Below are 20,764 nucleotides of genomic sequence, written 5' to 3' on the forward strand. Positions count from 1 at the left end.
TGATTTCTTTATGAATCCTCGATTTGACCGGCAGCAACACGCCAATCATGGTCTCACATTGGTTGAATGTCTCATTGCCATTCTGGTAGTGAACTTGGGGGTGGCCATGTTGGCAGCACCCCTGCTGATGGTGGCAGCCACAAGGTTGCGCAATGACCGCATTAACCAAGCTACGGAGCTAGCGCGGGCAGAGGTGGATCGACTGCGGGTGATGATGGAGCAGGGGGTAGAAATTCGCAGCACGACAACCAGTTTGTTGCCTCCCCAGAGTTCTGTGTCAGCGACCATTGGCCAAGCAAATCAACTTTCGGCACAGTCACCCCCCAGTAGCCTTGAGGATTGCTCTGGCGCTTTAGGGTTGCCAACCAGCGCGACCCGAGCCTGCCGCCGTCGCCTTAACAATACGGAGTTTGCTGTCCAAGTGTATCGCGGTCAACTGACCGTCAACAGTTCTAACCTGGTGCTGGCCTACCCAGTGCAGGTGCGCGTCTATAGCGCTGAGGTCGTTCCCGTTACAACAGCAACAGTTCCTGTGGCTCAAGAACCAGCAGCGATGACCAGTTCATTGGTGGGCGCAGAGACGCGACCCTTAGCGGTGCTGACAACGGAAATCATTCGCAGTGACTCTTCAGAAGCCCTGTGTCGGTTAACCAACTGTTCCTAAGGAGATCACGCTATGAAGCTTTGGCAGTGGCGGCGGCCACAGAAAGGGCAAAAAGGCTTTACCCTCGTGGAAATTTTGGTGTCCCTGGTGATGGCCTCAGTGATTGTGGTCTCTTTGGGAGCACTCTTAGTTGATATGCTGCAAACGGAGACCCGTGAGGCGTCGTTGAACCAGTTGCGTCAAGACCTCAAGGCGGCAATGGATTTAATCAGCACCGATCTGTCGCAAGCTGTTTTTGTCTACAACGGTCACTGTTTGGCAGGAGACACCAGTGGCCAGTGCGGTGAGGGGACTCGCAGTCAAGCCCTGACGAACTTTTTGCCCGCCTTCCCTAGCACAATGCAGCCTGTGTTGGCAATGTGGATTCTGGAGCCAGTGCCCTACGACCAAAATCAACTGGGCTATGACACCTACACCATCCCCCAAAACTGCAACAATGCTTGGCCAGAGAGTCTGCGACCGGACTGCATTGCCCTGCAAAATGCGCGCCGCGCCCACACGTTAGTGGTCTATTATCTCGATACGACTCCTAGCTCCCTCTGGCAAGGTCGTGCCCGCCTGCGTCGTTATGCGTTGCGCAAATATCGTGTCTTAACAAATACCTACCTTGAACTCAACCAAGGTTATGTGGAGCCAACGGGCTCCACCAGCTTTGCCCAATGGCCGATTAACGTTAACACAAATACGAGTATGCAAAGCGCTCGACCCGAAGCCAATATGGGACGGGCAGTAGTGGTTACGGATTTTATAGACCTCAACTGGGACAACCCGAATGCCCTCATCCCTTGCCAAGGAGCTGTGGCAACGCCCTTTACCCCGGCCTATGTGCGAACCCCCTTGGCTAGTAGTGGTGTGCCCAATAGCTTCTATGCCTGTGTCCAGTCACGCGGGGCGAGCTTTAATAATGCCACATTGGTCTATCTGCGGGGGAATCCCCAAGGGATGCCGGGCATTCGTCCCCAAGATGAAGCCACTCGACCCGTTATTACAACCACAGTGCTGAGTCGCTCTGTGCATCGCAAAGTCCCCAACTTCTAGGAAGGAATCTGGTATGCAAGTGTCACGACACTCAACGCGAGGATACAGCTTTGTTGAAGTCTTGGTCGTCATTGTCCTGATTGGGGTGGTCATTGGCATCGGCACAATGAGCATTTTCCCTTTGTTGCAACGGCAACGGGTGCGGGCGGCAACGAATAATGCCCGTAATGCTTTGCGCCTTGCCCAAGCCGCCGCCAAAAAGGAAAACTTGCCTTGGGTTGTGGCTTTTCGCAATACGGATACGGGTGTGCAGTGGACAATGAACCGCGTCACTACTCCTCGCAATCAATGGACGTGGCAACCCCTGATTGAAGATGATGAGCAAGTGGTGATGGTGATGTGGGGGACAGACTTTAATAGTCCTGTCACTAACTCTGAGGGACGAGTATTGGAGTGCTGGCAAGAGGCGGCACGGGACAGCAATCAGTGTGAACTAGCCTTTGACCATCAGGGTCGGGTGATTACACCTGTTACCCCGCGGCGGATTTCCTTTAGCATCTTTGCCTATGAATTTGACTATTTGCGCTGTGTGCGGCTTTCAACGGTGTTGGGCGCGATGCGCACTGAGGAGGGGAGTGTTTGTACCGAATACATGGAATAGCTCGAACTCGCTAACCTAGAAGTAGAAGGCCGTAACCAATCTCCACTGAGGATGAGCTCCTATGCCCCAAGCCATTATTCGTTTGAAATTGCTCTTTACGCTCAATGAACAACTGGAGCGGCGCCGCCAACGGAATCGCAATAGTGGGTTATCGCTACCAGAGGTGCTGGCGGTGATGGTGATTATCGGGGTGATTGCTCTGATTGCCTTGCCTTCACTGCTCAATCAGCGCACTAAGGCTCAACTGGCTAGTGCCAAATCCACAATTGGGGCGATTAACCGTGCCCAGGAAGCCTACCGCGTGCGCCATAAGATTTTTGCAACTAAGCTATCTTTGCTGAAAATTTATGATACCAGTGGCGGCGGTTATAAAATCGAGGGCTACCATCCCCTTGTCCTCACTTATGACCAAGTCAAACATGCAGTCACCAATACCGTGCTCTATGGGGGTGGCAATCCGTGGTATGTGTCAGTGCATGCTCAGGCTATTGATCCAGCCGGTAGAGGTGTCTCTGGCTGCGTCTGGGCAAAACCCGGCCAGTTGGGTGTAACCACTGCTTCCGTGAAGGAGGGAACAACGGCGGCACCCCCCGGTGATTGCTGGGCGGCGGACGTACCGCAAGGTTCTGGTGAGCCAGTGAAGTTCTACTCGATTCAAACAACGGAGTAAATTTCTACGAGAATTCGCAGCAGGTTGCGGTAGAGATGCAAGTCTTGAGTCAGGGTATGGCACTGGCGAAGGTTGATTTTGCAATAATCAGCAAAGGTAAATGGCGGCTTTGGGCAAACTGTTGCCTCTCGTTATCTCGCCTGGGCTGGCAGTCTTGGTTGAAAATAGCGCAGGCGCAGGGCATTCATCACTACTGAGAAGGAACTAAAGGCCATTGCTGCACCGGCCACCATGGGATTGAGGAGCCAGCCGCTCAGGGGGTAAAGGATACCAGCGGCAATGGGAATGCCAGCCACATTATAGATGAAGGCAAAAAAGAGATTTTGGCGAATATTGCGGATCGTGGCGCGGCTGAGTTGTAGGGCGATGACAACGCCCTGAAGATGACCGGAAATGAGGGTGATGTCACTACTGGCGATCGCCACGTCGGTCCCCGTGCCCAGAGCAATCCCCACATCGGCTTGGGCGAGAGCGGGGGCATCATTAATGCCATCTCCCACCATGGCCACGCACTTCCCTTGATGTTGCAGTTCAGCAATGATCGCTGCCTTTTGATCGGGACGCACACTGGCAACGTAGTGCTCAATTCCCACTTGCTGAGCAATGGCCGCAGCCGTAACGGCATGATCTCCCGTCAGCAGAATCACTTCTAATCCCATGCGCTTGAGGGCAGCCACTACCGCTGGGGCTTCGGGTTTAAGGGTATCGGCAATGGCCATCAGACCTTTGACTTTCCCCTCCACGGCAATCCAAACGACGGTTTTTCCCGCTTGGGCAAGGCGCTGGGCTTGGGGCTGCCAAGGGGTGAGGTCAATGTTGTGGGCTTCTAGAAAGGCGGAGGTACCGATGAGAACCCACTGCTCTTCAACAATGCCTTGTACCCCTTGACCAATTGTGGCCACAAAATCGCGAACTGTTTGCGGCAATACCCCCTGCCCTTGGGCATACTCGACCACGGCAGCAGCAAGGGGATGTTCTGAGTGCCATTCCACACTGGCGGCAAGACGCAAAAGGGTTGGGGCATCCTCTTGTGTATAAAAGTCTGTGACGCTGGGATGACCTTGGGTCAGGGTTCCTGTTTTGTCGAGGACAAGGGTTTGAAGACGATGGGCAAGTTGGAGACTGCGGGCATCTTTAATCAAAATGCCATACTCCGCTGCTTTGCCCGTACCCACCATAATCGAGGTGGGGGTCGCCAAGCCAAGGGCACAGGGACAGGCGATGATCAAGACGCCAATGCTCGTCAATAGGGCAAGGGGGGGGTTACGGCCAATAGTGAGCCACAGCAACCCCGTGAGGAGAGCGATCGCCAGCACCGTCGGTACAAACCAAGCCGTGATCCGATCCGCCAGTTTTTGAATGGGGGCTTTTGAGGCCTGTGCCTGCTGCACTAGTTGAATCATTTGGGCTAAGAAGGTTTGCTGCCCCACCCGTGTAGCACGGATTTGTAGGCTGCCCGTTTGATTGAGAGTGGCACCAATGACTTCATCCCCCTCGTGCTTTTCCACTGGTAGGCTCTCCCCAGTCACCATGGATTCATCCACCGTCGAAGCCCCGGCCACAATCTCACCATCCACGGGAATTTTCTCGCCGGGACGCACCAGTAATAGATCCCCCACTTGCACTTCAATGAGGGGCACCTCCACGGCTTCCCCGTGACGAATCACCCGTGCCGTTTTCGGTTGCAGGGCGAGGAGTTTGCGAATAGCGGCTGCCGTTTCCCGTTTGGCGCGACTTTCGAGAAAGCGTCCCAAGAGAATCAGGGTAATGATGACGGCTGAGACTTCGTAATAGACTTCCGGTGGGTGGGCATGGAAGGCTTGGGGAAAGAGCGTCACAAAGAGAGAATAGAAAAAGGCAACACTTGTGCCCAAGGCAACTAGGGTGTCCATCGTGGCCGTGCGATAGCACAGTGCCCGCCATGCCCCTGCGTAAAAGGATTCACCACTCCAAAACTGAATGGGTGTTGTGAGCAGGAGTTGTACCCAAGGATGGTGCAGCCATGGGGGGAGCCAAGGGAGATGCCAGCCCGTCATCATGGGTAGATTCCCCAGCAGCAGTAGTAGGGTTGCACTACCGGCAAAGAGGAGTCGGCGTTTGAGACGGCGCAGTTCAGCCCGATAGGCAAATTCTTCGGCAGCGGTATCAGTCACCAAGCCCTCTTCGGGGAGTCGCTCTGGGTGGTAGCCGGCTTTGGCGATCGCCCCTTGCAGATCTGACCATGTGACGCGCTGCGGATCGTAGGTGACGGTGGCTTGGGCAGCCGCAAAATGAATTTCACAATCCACCACCCCCGCCAGCGATCGCAGGGCAGTTTCAACAACATTGGCGCAAGCGGCGCAGCGCATTCCCTGCACTTTGAAGGTGAGGTGAGTCATGATGACCTTCCCCTAAAGCACTCCCTATTGATCCTGAAGTCTCCAGTCAACTAGAGAGTCAAGGGGCTAAACCTCCACTTCTATAGTTTGGCTTTGGGAAGCCAATGCGCGGGCGATCGCCACCAATTCCTGCTCAAAGGCCAACTGCGCCCGATTCGTCCGTCCACCGATGTAGAGGAGATCGTTTTCCTGCAGCCCCCACACCTGCGAGTGGGACACATAGCTCATGATTACCCCCGCCATCAACAGGGCAAAGCCCGCATAAAACAGGGGAATCCCTGGATCTGCTTTAATTTGCAGCCCCGTACTGCCCACCAGTTCGACCAATGTCAGCGTCACACCGTTAATCTCTGTACTCATGCCCGTGCGCAAGCTGGTGAGAAACTCTCCCTTAGGGTTGTAAATCAGTACCGTGCCTTGGAGATCGCGCGCAATCAGAGAAATCCCCTCCGAGAGATCCGACTTCGTGGGCAGCCATGTGCCCCAGAGGCGACCTTTCCCCTGGGTGTCGAGTTGTGCCATTGGCAGTTGCAGCACGGGACTCTTGTTAAGGCGAAAGCGAATGGCGGCAATACTCCAGTCTGCCTGATAGAAGGTGACCCCGCCATACTTCAAGGGCCGGTTGACATGGATCGTGCCCCGCTTCACCTCTTGACCGTCGGCATCCAGTACCGACAGATCCGAGTAGAACTGGTCAATGTCACCGGCATCGGTGTAGTCAATCCAAAAGCGATTCACCTTGACTGACCAGTGCTGGGGGACCCGTGCCAACGCCCCCGCCTGAACAATGTGCTGCAGATGAAAGGTTTCACCACTGGGAATGAGTTCTTGGGCCATAAAGCCCGTGAGCGCCCCCAAAATCCCCCCCAGCAAAATCAGGATCATACTGGCATGAACCACAATCGGGCCCATGCGACCAACAATGCCTTTGCGGGCATAGAGTTGATTATCGGTTTGCCAGACGCGGTAGCCCTTTGCGCTCAGGGCAGTGGCCAGTTCCTTGAGGGAGCCTTGGGGAATCGTGGTACTGAGGGCAAGCTTTGTGAATTGACGCGGTTTTTGGTAGTACTGCCAGCGTTGGGCGGTGGTTAGGGCAGGTACCTGACGACTGACGGTACAGGCAATTAAACTGGCGCCAAAGAGCACCAACAGAGTGAGATACCAAGGGGTGCGATACACATGATCCAACCCCAGTGCCAGCAGTACCCGCCAACTGAGAAAACCAAACAGGGCAGGATCTTCGGGATAGTTGGCTTGATAGAAGCTGAGGGATTGCCCCTGCTCAATCACAGTGCCGGCAATACTGGCGATCGCAATCACGAGCAACAAGAGAATTGCTAGGCGCAAATCTCCAAGGAGAGCAAGAACACGGCGAAACACAGGGGCGTCCATCTTTAGAGTTGTTTTAGAGTGGCCAATTGACCCAGTCTTGGGGCTTCAAAAATGTGGTGTACAGTTCCGCTTCGCGGCTGTTGGGTTCCGGGGTATAGCCATATTCCCAGCGGACAAGGGGGGGTAAGGACATCAAAATAGACTCGGTGCGGCCATTGGTTTGCAGGCCGAAGATCGTGCCGCGGTCATAGACAAGGTTGAATTCTACATAGCGCCCGCGCCGATAGAGCTGAAATTGCCGCTCGCGATCGCCATACTCGAGGTGACGCCGCCGTTCGACAATTGGTAGGTAGGCCTCCAGGAAGGCTTGGCCACAGCTTTGAATAAAGGCAAAGAGGTCTTCCCACGACCGACTGCCCACAGAACCCACCTTTTGGCTATAGCGAGCTGCCTCGCCATCGGGATGGGGCCCGCGGTACAGTTCGCGATCGCTGCCATCTTGGTAGTCAAAGAAAATGCCGCCCACGCCTCGGGTTTCGCCGCGATGCTTGAGGTAAAAGTATTCATCGCACCAGCGTTTGAAGACGGGATAGTATTCGCTGTGGTGGCGATCGCAGGCAGCCTTATGTACCTGATGGAAGTGTTTGGCATCCTCGGCAAAGGGGTAGTAGGGGGTCAAATCCGCCCCACCGCCAAACCACCACACCGGCCCGGCTTCAAAGTAGCGGTAGTTCAAATGCACCGTTGGCACATAGGGATTGCGGGGATGGAGCACCATTGAGGTACCCGTGGCATAGAAGCCATGACCCGCCGCCTCTGGCCGCTGCGCCAAGATTGAAGGAGGTAACTGCTCCCCCCATACCTCCGAGAAATTAACGCCCCCCTGCTCCAGAAGCTGGCCATTTTTCATTACCCGCGATCGCCCGCCGCCGCCTTCGGGTCGTTCCCAGACGTCCTCTTGAAACTGGGCACCGCCATCGGCAGCCTCTAGGCCCTGACAAATCTGATCCTGTAGATCCTTGAGAAACGTGGCCACCCGTTGGCGCGAGTCCCTGGGCACAGCAGTGGTAGCAGAAGTTGCAACAGTCATAGTAAATATCGAAATCCTAATGAACGGTCTTGAGTGTCAAAAGTCGCTTGCAAGCGTGTCTAGGCTTTATTGTACTGTTCTGCCAGCACCTGGGCGAACTTTGCGGCAAGGGCAGCCACCCACTGTTCATCCTGCTGGGTATAGCTGCGGGGGGCATTGGTGCCGAGAATCATCACCGTTTGCTCATCCACGGGTTGGCAGATCACTCCTTGGGTATTGGGGGGCAAATAGTCAAATTCAATGCGTCCGGGGTAAAGAGCCAAATTCACTAAATAGATGGGGCGTTGGGTTTGCAGTGCTCGCTGGACAATGGCACCCGTGGCCGTCATCGGTTTCGGGCCGAGAATGCCGCGTCGCAAGAGGGGGCGATCGCCCTGCCAAATAACAATGGACTTTGTGGGCGTATTCGTCAGTAATGTGTAGGAGAGCCACGCCAGCTCTGTTTTCAGGGCAGCCTCCAGATCATCGGCAAGTTCAAATCCCTCTTCCCCTTCAAGGATCACCGCTTCCGGGGGACGGGGCTGCACCCGCTGCCAAATCAGCGTCGTCAAAATCAAGACTGCTGCAAGGATGACCCCCACGACATCGGCACGCGCTTGGGAAGGGGTCAGCATGGGGGTTAAGAGGCGATTGATGAGGAGAAGTGTGCCCCCCAACACCCCCGTTGCAAGGGGTAAATAGCGCAGAACTGGGTCATTCATCTAAAATTTTGAAAAATTTTTCAGTAGCAACGTAGCTATCTATTATTCCCCAATGTCAATCTCATGGTGGTAGGAGTGGATAGAGCAATGAAAGGACAGGGGTTCCTAAAAGCTGGCCAGCGATCGCTCGCGGTTGTTGGATTGGTGAGTTTGAGTCTTTTGGGTCGTCTCCCCTTTGCTCTCGCCACTGCTCCCCCACCTCCCCTACGCCTAGAAATCAGCCTATCGCGGCGCCAATTGACCCTCTATCAAGGACAAACTCCCCTGCGCCAGTATCCAGTGGCCGTCGGCCGACCTGGGTGGGAAACCCCCACGGGTCAATTTCAAGTTCGGGAGATGATTCGTGATCCTGCCTGGAAAAACCCCTTTACCGGGGCAGTGATTGCTGGCGGACATCCCCGCAACCCCTTGGGGCGGCGTTGGATTGGCTTTTGGAGTGATGGCACCAATTGGGTTGGATTGCATGGTACCCCCAATCCTGATTCCATTGGTCATGCGGTTTCCCACGGTTGCGTGCGTATGTACAACCGCGATATTGAGGAGCTTTTTGAAAAAATAAAGCCGGGTGTACCTGTAATTGTTGTGCGCTAAAAAGGGGCGACGAGGGCTGCGCCAAAAAAGACGACGGCGATCGCATCCACGAGACCATGAAGGAGAACGCCCGCCCAGAGGCGCTGGGTACAGGCAAAGATGAGGCAGTAAAAGAGCGAGGCCAAGGTTGCCATGACGATATACACCGCTCGGTAGGCCATGAGGGGCAGTTGAATATCGGCATTCGGCTCATTGCCTACGTGGAGAAGGCCAAAAAGAAGCGAACAAATGAGAATGGCACCCCAAGTAATGACCAGCGGCCGTTGGCGATCGCCCCCATAGTGCTGCAACCGATCCCGCACGAAAATCATCAAACCACTCCGAAAGAGCACTTCCTCAAAAATGCCCACCCGCATTGCAAAGAGTGTTACATAGACAAACACCTCCAGCGGCGAGGGGGTCAGGTTGAATTCCGCCAAGGGCAAAAAGCCCAATAGACTCCCCAAGGGCACCAGGGTCACCAAGGCCGCCAAGAACATTCCCGCCAATAAACGGGCATCGCGCCAGCGGGGTTCAAAGCTATAGCCAAAGTGCGCTCGCCCCAGCCCACTGCCGAAAATGATCACAAGAATAAACAGTTGCAGCGCCACAAAAGGGCCAAAGCGAAAGTAGGGCGTCGAGAACCAGTAGAGGCTAAAAAGCGAGACGGCAATGAAGGGAATGTCGTGTAGTCCCAATCCCGTGGGGGTTGTCCGTGGGGGGTGTCGCCGCTGCCAATCGCCCCAGGCACATAGGAACAGATAGATAGGGGTAATGATGAATCCTTCCGTGTACGCTTTGGGGAAGGCTAGCGAAATCAGCCCACTGTGGCTGAGCAACAAATAAAGCGCTGCTCCACTGATCCAAGCCCACAACACTGGTGCCGGTGTCCTATTCTGCCGCAAGAGGAAAGGAACGCGCACCATTGCCCAGACCCCCCCGAGAAAGATCAGCAAATTCAGCGCCGGCTGATCGGCAAAGATCAAGTTCGTAAGAATCGGATGCCAACGAAAGCGGGTTGCCTGCGGAAGCACCAAGCCAATGGCAATGTACAGTCCCACACTCAGGAGTAACCGTGCCTGCCACCGTTGAGCCATCTTCTCAAAATCACGCTGGCCACTTGCCCACCACAGCACTGGGAAACCACCAATGATAACGACAGCAGCGGACTCCACCAGACTTTCTAGCCATGGCCAAGGGGTTGCAGACAAATAGTGAAGATAAAGGAGTTGTGCCAAAAACCACAGCCCACAGGCAGCGATCGCCATCGGTTGCTCGCGCTTCGCAGAAAAGCGGGGTGAACGGAGAAAGGCTTGGGGTGCTCTGGTCAACCAATAACTGACCGTATTTTTAGGCTGGGTGGTGAGATGAGGCATCGGCATTCTAGAACCATCGCGATCGCAACTGCGGGCATAGCGTTATAATCAAGGCTTATTCCCAGCCCGTGGGAATTTCTTGAGACGCCTCGTTAATGTTGATTTTTGCCTATCCCGCAACTGCATTTTGCCATGACCACCCCCACCCTTGATCGTGATCGGCTGAGCCAACAACTCAAAGATTTAGAAGCCCAAGCCTTGCAGGCGATCGCTGGAGCCAGCACCCTCGATACCCTAGAGCAACTGCGTGTTGCCTACTTGGGAAAAAAAGGCCAACTCTCACAAATTCTCGCCCTTATGGGCAAGTTGCCCGCTAGCGATCGCCCCACCATCGGTACCCTCGCCAACACCCTCAAGGAAAAACTGCTCCAAGAACTAGAAGCCCGCCGCGAAACACTGCAAGCCGAAAAAATTGCTGCTCAACTGGCGGCTGAAAGCCTTGATGTAACCATGCCAGGCGTCTATCGTCCCCAAGGGCACATTCATCCCCTCAATAGCACCATTGACCGCATCCTCGATATTTTTGTGGGTCTCGGCTATACCGTTGCCAATGGCCCCGAAATGGAAAGCGACTACTACAACTTTGAGGCGCTGAATACACCTGCGGATCACCCAGCTCGCGATATGCAGGATACTTTTTACCTGCCCGATGGCAATCTCCTGCGCACCCACACCTCCTCGGTGCAGATTCGCCACATGGAACTCAATGATCCCCCCATTCGCATCGTTGCCCCCGGCCGCTGTTACCGTCGGGATACGGAGGATGCCACCCACGCGGCTGTGTTCCATCAGATTGAGATCTTGGCAGTGGATGAGGGGCTGACCTTTACAGACCTCAAGGGTACCGTCACGACGTTTCTGGCAGAACTTTTTGGCGATGTGCCCATTCGTTTCCGTGCCAGCTATTTCCCCTTTACAGAACCCTCGGCGGAGGTGGATGTGCAGTGGCAGGGACGCTGGTTAGAAGTGATGGGCTGTGGCATGGTGGATCCCGCCGTTCTCAAAAATGTCGGCTACGATCCAGAGGTTTATACGGGCTTCGCTGCTGGCTTTGGCGTAGAGCGGTTTGCCATGGTGTTGCATCAAATTGACGACATTCGCCGCTTTTACACCAGTGATCTGCGCTTTTTGCAACAGTTTTAGGAGGGCAGAACCTTGGCTGAACCCCGTCTGCTCGCTGTCCTTAACGGTAAGGGAGGCGTTGGCAAAACCACAACGGCCATCAACCTAGCAGCCACCTATGCTGAGCAGTACAAAGTGTTGTTAGTGGATACGGATCCCCAAGCCTCGGCAACGTGGTGGTTTCAGCGCAGTGGCCAATCCATGGGCTTTGATCTCGCGCAGGAGGTCAACCCAAAACTCCTCAGCCATGTGCGCAAGCTCTCTAGCTATGACCTGATTGTTGTCGACACGCCGCCGGCCTTAGCCTCCAGTGCCCTAGCGGCGGTGGTACCGATCGCCGACTATCTGGTGCTGCCCACCCCCCCCGCCCCCATTGACCTTGCCGCCCTCATTGAAACAGTGAAGCAAGTGGTGCAACCGTCTAAGGTTCCTCACCGCGTCCTGCTCACCCGCGTTGATCCCCGCTGTGTCAATGAAGCCCTCGAAGCCCAAAATACGCTCTTGCAGTTGGGGGTGGCGGCCTGTCATTCCTTTATTCGCGCCTACAAAGCCCATGAACGGGCGGCTCTCGATGGGGTTCCCATTACCCAATGGAAGGGCAAACAGGCGAAGGAAGCCCAAGCAGATTACCGTCGCGTTGCTGAAGAGTTACAACGGGACTGGCAATAGGGGCGATCGCCCCAACGGTATCCGTATCAAAAGTAACCAAAGAACCAAACGCGAATCTGTACTCTAAAATCTAGATCCGCACATAAAACTGCTTTCCCTGACATTCTCTGTGTTTGTAAATTGAGGTCAAAATAGCGTGGACACAACCGTACTCAGCCAATACCGTCAGCAAACCCAAGAACGTGCTGCCTTGGGAATTCCCCCCTTACCTCTGACGGCGGCAGAAACTTCGGCGGTCTGTGATCTGCTGCAAGACCCCCCAGCGGGAGAGGAAGAATACCTATTGCACCTGATTCGCGATCGCGTGCCCCCCGGTGTCGATGAAGCGGCCTACATTAAAGCGGGCTTTTTGACAGCGATCGCCAAAGGAGAACTCACCAGTCCCCTCATCACCCCTGTTGCAGCGGTGGAACTCTTAGGGACAATGCTGGGGGGCTACAACGTTCAATCCCTCATTGAGCTGCTGCGCCACAAGAACCCAGAACTTGCCCGTGCGGCGGCCACTGCCCTCAGCCATACCCTCTTGGTCTATGATGCCTTTCACGATGTTCAAGACCTGATGCACCAAGGGAACACCTATGCCCGGCAAGTGATGGCATCTTGGGCTAATGGTGACTGGTTTACCTGCCGTGAACCCCTTCCAGAAGCAATTACCGTCACTGTCTTCAAAGTGGCGGGTGAAACCAACACCGATGATCTTTCCCCTGCCCCCCATGCCACCACTCGCCCCGATATTCCGCTGCACGCCACGGTGATGCTGGAAAGCCGCTTGCCGGGGGCACTGCAAATCATTGCTGAGCTGAAACAAAAAGGCTATCCCCTTGCCTTTGTCGGTGATGTTGTCGGCACCGGTTCCTCCCGCAAGTCCGCCACCAACTCTGTGATTTGGCACATTGGTCGCGACATTCCCTACGTCCCCAATAAGCGCACAGGGGGCGTCTGTCTCGGTGGCAAAATTGCGCCCATTTTCTTCAACACCATGGAGGACTCCGGCGCGCTGCCCATTGAGTGCGATGTTAGCCAAATGAATATGGGGGAGGTGATCACAATCTACCCCTACCGAGGCGAAATCACCAATGACGCGGGGGAGGTGATTAGTCACTTTACTCTCAAGCCCGATACCCTCTTGGACGAAGTGCGGGCGGGGGGTCGCATTTCCCTTCTGATTGGGCGTACCCTCACCGACAAAGCGCGGGCTGCCCTTGGCCTAGAACCCAGTCCCCTCTTTACTCGTCCCAAGCCCCCTGTCGAGAGCAGTAAGGGCTATACCTTGGCGCAAAAGATTGTCGGTAAAGCCTGTGGTCTCCCCGGCGTCCGCCCCGGCACCTACTGTGAACCCGTGATGACAACGGTCGGCTCGCAGGATACGACAGGTCCAATGACCCGCGATGAACTCAAGGAGCTGGCCTGCCTTGGCTTTGGTGCCGACTTGGTATTGCAAAGTTTCTGCCATACGGCGGCCTATCCCAAGCCCGTTGACATCAAAACCCACAAAGAACTGCCGGACTTTATTACCTCGCGGGGGGGCGTCTCACTGCGACCGGGGGATGGCATTATCCACTCTTGGCTCAACCGTATGCTGCTGCCCGATACCGTAGGCACGGGGGGTGATTCCCATACCCGTTTTCCCTTGGGCATTTCGTTCCCAGCAGGTTCTGGCTTGGTCGCCTTTGCCGCGGCTTTGGGGGTGATGCCTTTGGATATGCCGGAGTCGGTGCTAGTGCGCTTCAAAGGTTCGTTGCAGCCGGGGGTGACGCTGCGGGACATTGTCAATGCCATTCCCTATGTGGCTATTCAGCAGGATAAGCTCACCATTGCCAAGGAGAATAAAAAGAATGTTTTCTCCGGACGGATCATGGAAATGGAGGGGCTGCCAGACTTGCAACTGGAGCAGGCTTTTGAACTGACCGACGCCACAGCGGAGCGATCGGCAGCAGGGTGCACGATTAAACTCAGTGAAGACACCGTGGCAACATACCTGCGATCGAACGTAGCCCTCCTGAAAAACATGGTGGCTCGGGGCTATGGCGATCCTCGTACGATCCTACGGCGGGTGAAAAAGATGGAAGCATGGCTGGCTAATCCCAGTCTTCTCGCGGCGGATGCGGATGCCGAGTATGCCGATGTGATTGAGGTCGATCTCGATCAGATCAAGGAACCCCTTGTGGCTGCCCCCAATGACCCCGACAATATCAAAACCCTCTCAGAATGTGCCGGCGATCCAGTGCAGGAGGTCTTTATTGGCTCCTGTATGACCAATATTGGCCACTACCGTGCCGCTGCCAAGGTGCTTGAAGGAGAGGGGGCTGTGAAGGTTCGCCTCTGGATTGCACCTCCCACCCGTATGGATGAGCAGCAGTTGCGCGAAGAGGGCTATTACAGTATTTTTGCTGCTGCTGGGGCACGCATGGAGATGCCGGGCTGCTCTCTGTGCATGGGCAACCAAGCCCGCGTTGCTGATAACACCACGGTTTTCTCCACCTCCACACGAAACTTTAATAACCGCATGGGCAAAGGGGCACGGGTCTATCTTGGTTCTGCAGAGCTAGCAGCAGTTTGTGCCCTACTGGGGCGCATTCCCACCCGCGAGGAGTACCTAGAGATTGTGACGCGGAAAATTGATCCCTTTGCAGCGGATCTCTATCGCTACCTGTACTTTGACCAAATTCCCGACTACGAAAACCAAGGCCGTCTCATTTCGAAGGAGGAGGAAGCGAAGCTATTAGCCAGTATTGGCGGCTAGCCCTTGATCTCAACCCAATGGGAGAAAGCGATACCGGCTTCCACAAAAAGAAAGCCGAGGATAGGCGTACTGAGCCAATAGAACCACGCAATCCGAGGATAGCCTTCGCGGCGCAGGTTTGATACCTCGAAGGTAAATGTGGCAAAGGTGGTCAAAGACCCCAAAAAACCGACGGTGATGCCATCGCTAAGCCATTGCGGTGCCCCCCAACGGGCTAAAATATGGCTCAAAAAGCCCATGAGAAAGGCACCCATGAGATTCACACTCAGGGTACCCAAGACGGGAGTGCCAAAGCGGCGATCGCTCCATAAACCGACGTAGTAGCGTGTCAAAGCGCCGGCCACGGCCCCAAGGGCGATCGCCAACAGTCCTTCAGGTGAGATCATCCCACTTCTCCCAATAGGCTAACCCCCGCAGCATGAGGCGGCTGCCCAACTCCAAGGCCAGTAATCCCAGTCCCGTACTGCCGAGCCAGTAAAAACCCTCGACTGCCGCATCCCTAATCCCCAAGAGCTTGTCGTTATCCAACTCGTAGGATGAAAAGGTTGTGTAAGAACCAATAAATCCCGTTGTTAATAGCAAGCGCAAATCGGGGTGCAGTACAAACGCGCGGGCAAAGGCAAGGGGAGCAATCACCCCCAGCAAAAAACAGCCAGTGACATTCACGATCAACGTGGCAAAGGGCACATTACCCGCAAGATAGGGTTCCAAATAGGCCTCCAGTAAGCAGCGACTCCAGGCACCGGGGATGGCTCCAAGACTAACGGCCAACGCAGGGCGCAACCGAGGATGCATCGAGATCATGAGCGTGGCTCCTCCACAATCAACACGGGTCGAGTTGAGGTCTCAAGAATACTCTGACATACAGACCCCATGAGGACACGCTTGAGACCCTTTTGACCATGTTTGCCAAGAATGATTTCAGTCACGTTGTACAGGGCGGCGGTATCCAAAATGGCTTCGGTAATCGGGCCAGCGGTCACAATGAAACGATAGCGAATGTCTGCGAGGTACTGCTTCATTTGCGCTTCGAGTGTGGCCACTGCCTTGGGGTCAGGTAGGTCCTGCACATGGAGCACAATCACTTCCGCATCGGCACGCCGCGCTAATTCCGCCGTCTTTTGGAGAACATAGGGGGTGACACTCGAAACATCCACCGGTGCTAAGAGAACAACCCGTGGTTGCAGCAGGACTTTGGTGGGATCCACCGCGCCCTTTTGCAGAAGTTTTGGCGCAAACGTGGGAATTGCCCATGCCCCCAAGGGAGCCGTAATCAGGATCGAGAGGACAGCGATCGCCAGCATCGTTTCACCCCCCGCCACCCCAGCGGATAAGGGCAAAGCACCGATCGCCGCTTGCACCGTTGCCTTTGCGGAGTTCCCCGGCAGCAAAAAGAGGCGTTCTGAGAGTGTCCAATTACTGCCAAGGGTGGAAAGATACCAACCCATGCCCCGCCCAATCAAGGTACCCACCGCTAATATCACCAAACCCACACCAAGGGAACTTTGCAATACCCCCAACTGGACACTGGCACCCAACAGCACAAAGAGAAAAATCTCTGCCACCTGCCACAGCACATCAAAGCCCCCCCGCAATTGCCGCGCTAGAGGCGCATCCATCTCAATCAAGAAAAACCCTGCACTCATAACCGCAAGGTAGCCAGAAAACAAGGGCAGGCGATCGGCCAAGCCCACTGCTCCCAAGGCCACTGCTGCTGCCACGAGGGTTGTTTGTACCCGATTTTGACTCCAGTTTTGCTTGACCAACAAAAAGACCAGCGCCCATGCCAAGCCATAGCCCACGATCAAGCCCCCCCCAATTTCAAGGAGTGCCTGCACACTCACCCCCAAGGCTGGCGGCAAAGCCCCTAGGAATCCTCCCTCATGCTCAGACCCCATCAGCAAACTAAACAGCAGCAGCACCACAACATCGGAAATGGCACTGCCCGAGAGAATCGCATCACTAATCCCCTTGTCCACACCCCAGCCCAAACTTTTTAGCCGTAGCATGCCCGGCACAATGACAGCCGGGGACTCTGGTGCCACGATCGCCCCCAGCAATAGCCCTTGGCGCAAATCAAATCCCAGTAGCAGCATGGCCACCCCGGCCACAACTGCCATTTCACACAGTGCGGGTAATACACCGAGGCGTAGCGCCACTGTGCCCTGTTGTGCCAATTTTTGGCGATCCAAGCCTAGCCCCGCCTTCATCAAAATCACCATCACCGCCACGGCCCGAAAGATGGGGGCTGCCCTTAGGACATCGGTTTGCAACAGATTCAAGACCGCAGGCCCGAGGACAATCCCCACAAGAATCATGCCGATCAAGGCCGGCGCCCCCAGTCGCCGCGCCAACTGCCCTGCCAAGAATCCCAGCAGGAGAATAAGGGCAAGGGTTTCTAGAATGGCTGACATCGCTGCAAACCTCACTGGGACACCGCACCCTACCCTATCGGATCATTAGGTTGATTTCCAATCCTCGGCGTCCCTAGCGATCGCCGCAAATCCCTTATATGCTCTATAGTGCTTGGTTATTGGCGGAGCATCAGCAAGATGACATATTGCTTGGGAATTCTCACCACGTCGGGTCTGGTGATGGCGGCAGACTCTCGCACCAATGCGGGGGTGGATTACATCTCCACCTATCAGAAGCTCTTTGATTTTTCGGTGCCGGGGGAGCGGGTGATTGTCATTTGTACCGCTGGTAACCTTTCAATTACTCAGGAAGTGCTCACGCTCATTCGCCGTGATCTCAAGGGTCAGTTGGAGCACAGTCTCAACTCGCTGCCCAATATGTACGAGGTAGCCCGCTATGTCGGTAGTAAGCTGCGGGAGGTCACCGATAGTCATCGCCCTTGGTTGGCCAAAGATAACATTGACTACCAATGCACATTTCTGGTGGGGGGGCAAATTCGTGGTGAGGAACCCTACCTCTACCTGATCTACAGTCAGGGCAATTTTCTGCAAGCGACCCCCGAAACTCCCTTTCTCCAGATTGGTGAAACAAAATATGGCAAACCGATTTTAGACCGCACGTTGCGCTTCGATACGCCGGTAGATGCGGCGGCAAAGTATGCGCTGCTCTCCCTTGATTCAACGATGAAATCCAATATTTCCGTCGGCCCCCCCCTTGATCTGATCATGTACCGCACCGATAGCTTTCAGATCTGTCACCGCGCCGAATTTGTCTTGGGTGATCCTTTTTTGTCGAAGGTGCGACAGTTCTGGGAGGCCTCCCTGCGGCGAGCACTTGAGGAAATGCCCGACATTGAATGGAATCGGCGCCAGCCTTCCCCCACGTCCTCAATGGTGCTACCAACATCGGAAACCCTTGTTGCAGAGTAGGAAAAGCCAACTATGACATCTCCTTCGTTAGCGCAGCAAGTAGCCGCTCTCGGCATTGGTCACATTCAGCGGCATCTATTCCTATGTGCCGATCAAACCAAACCCCTGTGCTGTGACAAGGCGGTGGGTTTAGAAGCATGGGAGTATTTGAAAAAACGCCTCAAGGAATTGGGCTTGGATCAACCGCGCCCAGAGGGCTGTATTTTTCGCACAAAGGCCAATTGCCTGCGGGTGTGCCAACAGGGGCCAATTTTAGTGGTCTATCCCGATGGCGTGTGGTATCACTCGGCAACGCCAGCAGTTATTGAGCGGGTGATTCAGGAACATGTGCTGAGGGGGCAGAGGGTCCAAGAGTATCTACTGGCGTCACCACCGCCCGAAAGAGCAGGCGATCGCCCCACCAATAGCCCGCATGGGTAATGCGCACAGGTGTCCCTTCCTCTAACGGTGCGCGATCGCTCTGGTGCTGGTGTGGATCAAAAGGAACACACTTTCCAACCTCACCAATCAACCGAATCCCCCACTGCTCGAGGAGTTGAAACACTGGCTTCACCAGGGGCAAAATCCGCTGGGCAGGTGCGGTGGGGTTTTGGCTAGCAGCATAGGCGGCAGTGGGCCAGAAACGCAGAAACGGCTCAAGAATCTGAAGCGCTTGGTGTTGGAGCGCCACCTCAGCAGCCGATTCGCCATAGAGCCACTGAAACAACGCCAAGGGAGTTACCCCCAGAACCTGGGCAAGGTGTTCGAGGGTTTCCAGGCGCAGTCGGTGTAGGTCGCCAGACCAAATGGCATTGGCTTGCTGGCGGGTAAATCCTTTACGGCGTAGTTGACTCTTGCGGGTAATGCCGGCCATCGCAAGGCGGGCTTGCAGACGCTGGCTCATGGTTCTAGGCGCTGCCCCGTGTTCTCATCAAAAAAGTGAAGATGCTGCGGATCAGGGCGCAAATACAGGCGATCGCCCCGCTGAATGGGCTGCTGCCCCGGCAGGCGCACCCGCAACAATTCTCCTGTCGCAGTGAGGTGAACTGCTAGCCCCGTTTCATGGCCAAGGGCTTCCACCAGATCCACTTCAACGGGCAGCGTATTCTCCGCATCAGCCGTCGCTAGCAGGAAATGCTCAGGACGAATCCCCAACCATGCCTTGGATACTGGGGGTAAGGGTTGGCGCAGGGACAACTGCCAATTGTGGTACTGAATCTTCCCTTGGTTGAGGGTCACGGCTAAAAAGTTCATCGGTGGTGAGCCAATAAACTCGGCGACAAAGCGATTGGCAGGGCGTTGATACAGGTCGCGGGGGGGGGCAATTTGCTGGATTTGGCCTTGGTGCAGCACCACAATGCGATCGCCCATCGTCATTGCTTCCGTTTGATCATGGGTCACATAAATGGTTGTGATACCCAATTGCTGCTGAAGTTGCACAATTTGGGTGCGGGTTTCAGTGCGCAGCTTGGCATCTAGGTTAGAAAGCGGTTCATCCATCAAAAAGACTTGGGGATTGCGTGCCATGGCTCGTCCGAGGGCCACCCGCTGCTTCTGACCACCGGAGAGTTGTTTGGGATAGCGATAGAGCAAGTGACTAATTTGCAACATCTCCGCAATCTGCATCACCCGCTGGTGAATCATGCGTTCGCGGGGAAAAGACAGTTGCATCCCCTGGGGGAGCGATCGCGTCCAGCGCGTTAAAGTGGCCTCGATGGGGGCGGGTAACAGACCATTCATTTGCGAGTTGCGGCGCAAACCAAAGGCCAAGTTGTCATAAACCGTGAGATGGGGATAGAGGGCATAGCTTTGAAAAACCATGGCAATGTCCCGCGCTTTGGGGGGTAAACCATTGACCACGCGATCGCCCACCCAAATTGTGCCCGTGGTTGGTTCATCCAAACCCGCAATAAGCCGCAGCAGAGTACTTTTGCCACACCCCGAAGGCCCCACCAGCACCAAAAACTCGCCCGCACCGACCCTCAAATCAATCCCCTGCAGTACCGTGACAGCATGCCCGCGCTGGCGGTCGCGATAGACCTTGGTCAGTTGTTCAAGGCGTACACCGATCACGATCGCTATCCTAGAGGGACTAATTGGCTAGAATCCCACACTGAGGCTAATCTGACAAGACACCTAGGCAAGGTGCAGATTCAGTACCGAACGGGGCGCACGGCGGACTCGGGCCCGAATCGTCGGCAGTCCGAGGCGTTGACAGGCTTCGTAGCGGTGGCACCCCGAAAAGCCATAGTATTGCCCTTCGACCTCAAGGACATCAATGGGTTCCTGCTGGCCAATTTCAGCAATGGAGGCCATCAATGCTGCGACTTTCGCAGGATCCGTTTGCCGAATCAGGGGACGACGAATGGCATTGAGGGGCAAATCGATAACTCGCATTGGCTTATCTAAACTCGTTATGACTTTATTTTAGCAGGCAATCCCCAATCGGCAACAAAACTCCCTTGAATAACTTCCTAGATTTGCAGT

The 20,764-nt window shown here is 55.1% G+C and carries 21 protein-coding genes; 10 read left to right on the forward strand and 11 right to left on the reverse strand.

The features are described 5' to 3' along the window. Positions 1-10: 10 nt before the first annotated feature. The 4 genes from IGQ15_RS10250 to IGQ15_RS10265 all read left to right on the forward strand — a co-directional run bounded on the left by IGQ15_RS10250 (position 11) and on the right by IGQ15_RS10265 (position 2,973). A complete protein-coding gene (locus IGQ15_RS10250; protein ID WP_297051440.1) occupies positions 11-664 on the forward strand; it encodes a hypothetical protein in 654 nt (217 codons plus the stop codon). 12 nt (positions 665-676) lie between these two features. Continuing rightward, complete coding sequence (locus tag IGQ15_RS10255) at positions 677-1,702, forward strand: prepilin-type N-terminal cleavage/methylation domain-containing protein (protein WP_297051442.1); 1,026 nt, start codon at positions 677-679, stop codon at positions 1,700-1,702. Positions 1,703-1,715: 13 nt separating this feature from the next. Next, positions 1,716-2,303 (forward strand): prepilin-type N-terminal cleavage/methylation domain-containing protein, encoded by a 588-nt coding sequence (locus IGQ15_RS10260; protein WP_297051443.1) that lies wholly within the window; start codon positions 1,716-1,718, stop codon positions 2,301-2,303. Between the two features lie 61 nt (positions 2,304-2,364). Beyond that, positions 2,365-2,973 carry a type II secretion system protein gene (locus IGQ15_RS10265; protein WP_297051445.1) on the forward strand — a complete coding sequence of 203 codons (609 nt, stop codon included), beginning with the start codon at positions 2,365-2,367 and terminating at the stop codon, positions 2,971-2,973. Positions 2,974-3,104: 131 nt separating this feature from the next. Here IGQ15_RS10265 and IGQ15_RS10270 read toward each other — a convergent pair whose 3' ends face one another. The 4 genes from IGQ15_RS10270 to IGQ15_RS10285 all read right to left on the reverse strand — a co-directional run bounded on the left by IGQ15_RS10270 (position 3,105) and on the right by IGQ15_RS10285 (position 8,474). Continuing rightward, positions 3,105-5,351, reverse strand: coding sequence for a heavy metal translocating P-type ATPase (locus tag IGQ15_RS10270; protein WP_297051448.1), 2,247 nt, complete (start codon positions 5,349-5,351; stop codon positions 3,105-3,107). Between the two features lie 66 nt (positions 5,352-5,417). Beyond that, positions 5,418-6,743, reverse strand: a complete 1,326-nt coding sequence (locus IGQ15_RS10275) for a cytochrome c biogenesis protein (protein WP_297051449.1) — start codon at positions 6,741-6,743, stop codon at positions 5,418-5,420. Positions 6,744-6,756: 13 nt separating this feature from the next. Beyond that, positions 6,757-7,773: an oxygen-dependent coproporphyrinogen oxidase gene (gene hemF / locus IGQ15_RS10280; RefSeq protein WP_297051451.1), complete on the reverse strand. Its 1,017-nt coding sequence runs from the start codon at positions 7,771-7,773 to the stop codon at positions 6,757-6,759. Positions 7,774-7,832: 59 nt separating this feature from the next. Further along, complete coding sequence (locus IGQ15_RS10285; protein ID WP_297051452.1) at positions 7,833-8,474, reverse strand: cofactor assembly of complex C subunit B; 642 nt, start codon at positions 8,472-8,474, stop codon at positions 7,833-7,835. An 87-nt stretch (positions 8,475-8,561) separates the two neighbouring features. Here IGQ15_RS10285 and IGQ15_RS10290 point away from each other — a divergent pair, with 87 nt between their 5' ends. Next, positions 8,562-9,065, forward strand: a complete 504-nt coding sequence (locus tag IGQ15_RS10290) for a L,D-transpeptidase (protein WP_297051454.1) — start codon at positions 8,562-8,564, stop codon at positions 9,063-9,065. Here IGQ15_RS10290 and IGQ15_RS10295 read toward each other — a convergent pair. After that, positions 9,062-10,426 (reverse strand): CPBP family intramembrane glutamic endopeptidase, encoded by a 1,365-nt coding sequence (locus IGQ15_RS10295; RefSeq protein ID WP_297051456.1) that lies wholly within the window; start codon positions 10,424-10,426, stop codon positions 9,062-9,064. The genes IGQ15_RS10290 and IGQ15_RS10295 overlap by 4 nt on opposite strands. 126 nt (positions 10,427-10,552) lie before the next feature. Here IGQ15_RS10295 and pheS point away from each other — a divergent pair, with 126 nt between their 5' ends. The 3 genes from pheS to acnB all read left to right on the forward strand — a co-directional run bounded on the left by pheS (position 10,553) and on the right by acnB (position 14,954). Further along, positions 10,553-11,563, forward strand: coding sequence for a phenylalanine--tRNA ligase subunit alpha (gene pheS / locus IGQ15_RS10300; RefSeq protein ID WP_297051458.1), 1,011 nt, complete (start codon positions 10,553-10,555; stop codon positions 11,561-11,563). Between the two features lie 12 nt (positions 11,564-11,575). Beyond that, complete coding sequence (locus tag IGQ15_RS10305; protein ID WP_297051459.1) at positions 11,576-12,211, forward strand: ParA family protein; 636 nt, start codon at positions 11,576-11,578, stop codon at positions 12,209-12,211. A 136-nt stretch (positions 12,212-12,347) separates the two neighbouring features. Next, a complete protein-coding gene (gene acnB, locus IGQ15_RS10310; RefSeq protein ID WP_297051461.1) occupies positions 12,348-14,954 on the forward strand; it encodes a bifunctional aconitate hydratase 2/2-methylisocitrate dehydratase in 2,607 nt (868 codons plus the stop codon). Here the strand turns inward: acnB and IGQ15_RS10315 are convergent. From IGQ15_RS10315 to IGQ15_RS10325, 3 genes are read right to left on the reverse strand one after another with little or no spacing between them, the layout of a single operon-like run. Then, positions 14,951-15,340 (reverse strand): CrcB family protein, encoded by a 390-nt coding sequence (locus IGQ15_RS10315; RefSeq protein ID WP_297051463.1) that lies wholly within the window; start codon positions 15,338-15,340, stop codon positions 14,951-14,953. The two genes, acnB and IGQ15_RS10315, sit on opposite strands and share 4 nt — an antisense overlap. Further along, on the reverse strand, positions 15,327-15,758 hold the full coding sequence (crcB, locus tag IGQ15_RS10320) for a fluoride efflux transporter CrcB (protein ID WP_297051465.1): 432 nt from the start codon (positions 15,756-15,758) through the stop codon (positions 15,327-15,329). Before crcB ends, IGQ15_RS10315 begins: the two co-directional genes overlap by 14 nt. After that, positions 15,755-17,368, reverse strand: coding sequence for a cation:proton antiporter (locus tag IGQ15_RS10325; RefSeq protein ID WP_297051467.1), 1,614 nt, complete (start codon positions 17,366-17,368; stop codon positions 15,755-15,757). The genes crcB and IGQ15_RS10325 overlap by 4 nt, the downstream gene beginning before the upstream one ends. 138 nt (positions 17,369-17,506) lie before the next feature. Here IGQ15_RS10325 and IGQ15_RS10330 point away from each other — a divergent pair, with 138 nt between their 5' ends. Together IGQ15_RS10330 and IGQ15_RS10335 are read left to right on the forward strand one after the other, a co-directional pair. After that, positions 17,507-18,298, forward strand: coding sequence for a proteasome-type protease (locus tag IGQ15_RS10330; protein WP_297051469.1), 792 nt, complete (start codon positions 17,507-17,509; stop codon positions 18,296-18,298). A 12-nt stretch (positions 18,299-18,310) separates the two neighbouring features. Further along, a complete protein-coding gene (locus IGQ15_RS10335; RefSeq protein WP_297051472.1) occupies positions 18,311-18,718 on the forward strand; it encodes a ferredoxin in 408 nt (135 codons plus the stop codon). On the opposite strand, the gene IGQ15_RS10340 is transcribed toward IGQ15_RS10335, so the two are convergent. The 3 genes from IGQ15_RS10340 to IGQ15_RS10350 form a co-directional block, all read right to left on the reverse strand. Beyond that, positions 18,600-19,181: a helix-turn-helix domain-containing protein gene (locus IGQ15_RS10340; protein WP_297051474.1), complete on the reverse strand. Its 582-nt coding sequence runs from the start codon at positions 19,179-19,181 to the stop codon at positions 18,600-18,602. The genes IGQ15_RS10335 and IGQ15_RS10340 overlap by 119 nt on opposite strands. Continuing rightward, complete coding sequence (locus IGQ15_RS10345) at positions 19,178-20,350, reverse strand: ABC transporter ATP-binding protein (RefSeq protein WP_297051476.1); 1,173 nt, start codon at positions 20,348-20,350, stop codon at positions 19,178-19,180. Before IGQ15_RS10345 ends, IGQ15_RS10340 begins: the two co-directional genes overlap by 4 nt. A gap of 63 nt (positions 20,351-20,413) precedes the next feature. Further along, a complete protein-coding gene (locus IGQ15_RS10350) occupies positions 20,414-20,674 on the reverse strand; it encodes a sulfiredoxin (protein ID WP_297051494.1) in 261 nt (86 codons plus the stop codon). Between the last annotated feature and the right edge of the window lie 90 nt (positions 20,675-20,764).

The organism is Thermosynechococcus sp. M98_K2018_005 (genome assembly GCF_015295825.1).
In the GTDB taxonomy this organism is placed as follows: domain Bacteria; phylum Cyanobacteriota; class Cyanobacteriia; order Thermosynechococcales; family Thermosynechococcaceae; genus Thermosynechococcus.

Excerpts from the sequence above, each read along its gene's own strand:
- pheS (WP_297051458.1), top strand. The coding sequence starts at position 10,553 with ATGACCACCCCCACCCTTGATCGTGATCGGCTGAGCCAACAACTCAAA.
- IGQ15_RS10315 (WP_297051463.1), bottom strand. The coding sequence starts at position 15,340 with ATGATCTCACCTGAAGGACTGTTGGCGATCGCCCTTGGGGCCGTGGCC.
- IGQ15_RS10340 (WP_297051474.1), bottom strand. The coding sequence starts at position 19,181 with ATGAGCCAGCGTCTGCAAGCCCGCCTTGCGATGGCCGGCATTACCCGC.
- IGQ15_RS10290 (WP_297051454.1), top strand. The coding sequence starts at position 8,562 with ATGAAAGGACAGGGGTTCCTAAAAGCTGGCCAGCGATCGCTCGCGGTT.
- IGQ15_RS10260 (WP_297051443.1), top strand. The coding sequence starts at position 1,716 with ATGCAAGTGTCACGACACTCAACGCGAGGATACAGCTTTGTTGAAGTC.
- IGQ15_RS10350 (WP_297051494.1), bottom strand. The coding sequence starts at position 20,674 with ATGCGAGTTATCGATTTGCCCCTCAATGCCATTCGTCGTCCCCTGATT.
- IGQ15_RS10330 (WP_297051469.1), top strand. The coding sequence starts at position 17,507 with ATGACATATTGCTTGGGAATTCTCACCACGTCGGGTCTGGTGATGGCG.
- IGQ15_RS10295 (WP_297051456.1), bottom strand. The coding sequence starts at position 10,426 with ATGCCGATGCCTCATCTCACCACCCAGCCTAAAAATACGGTCAGTTAT.
- IGQ15_RS10270 (WP_297051448.1), bottom strand. The coding sequence starts at position 5,351 with ATGACTCACCTCACCTTCAAAGTGCAGGGAATGCGCTGCGCCGCTTGC.
- hemF (WP_297051451.1), bottom strand. The coding sequence starts at position 7,773 with ATGACTGTTGCAACTTCTGCTACCACTGCTGTGCCCAGGGACTCGCGC.
- IGQ15_RS10265 (WP_297051445.1), top strand. The coding sequence starts at position 2,365 with ATGCCCCAAGCCATTATTCGTTTGAAATTGCTCTTTACGCTCAATGAA.
- IGQ15_RS10285 (WP_297051452.1), bottom strand. The coding sequence starts at position 8,474 with ATGAATGACCCAGTTCTGCGCTATTTACCCCTTGCAACGGGGGTGTTG.
- IGQ15_RS10335 (WP_297051472.1), top strand. The coding sequence starts at position 18,311 with ATGACATCTCCTTCGTTAGCGCAGCAAGTAGCCGCTCTCGGCATTGGT.
- IGQ15_RS10255 (WP_297051442.1), top strand. The coding sequence starts at position 677 with ATGAAGCTTTGGCAGTGGCGGCGGCCACAGAAAGGGCAAAAAGGCTTT.
- crcB (WP_297051465.1), bottom strand. The coding sequence starts at position 15,758 with ATGATCTCGATGCATCCTCGGTTGCGCCCTGCGTTGGCCGTTAGTCTT.
- IGQ15_RS10250 (WP_297051440.1), top strand. The coding sequence starts at position 11 with ATGAATCCTCGATTTGACCGGCAGCAACACGCCAATCATGGTCTCACA.
- IGQ15_RS10325 (WP_297051467.1), bottom strand. The coding sequence starts at position 17,368 with ATGTCAGCCATTCTAGAAACCCTTGCCCTTATTCTCCTGCTGGGATTC.
- IGQ15_RS10275 (WP_297051449.1), bottom strand. The coding sequence starts at position 6,743 with ATGGACGCCCCTGTGTTTCGCCGTGTTCTTGCTCTCCTTGGAGATTTG.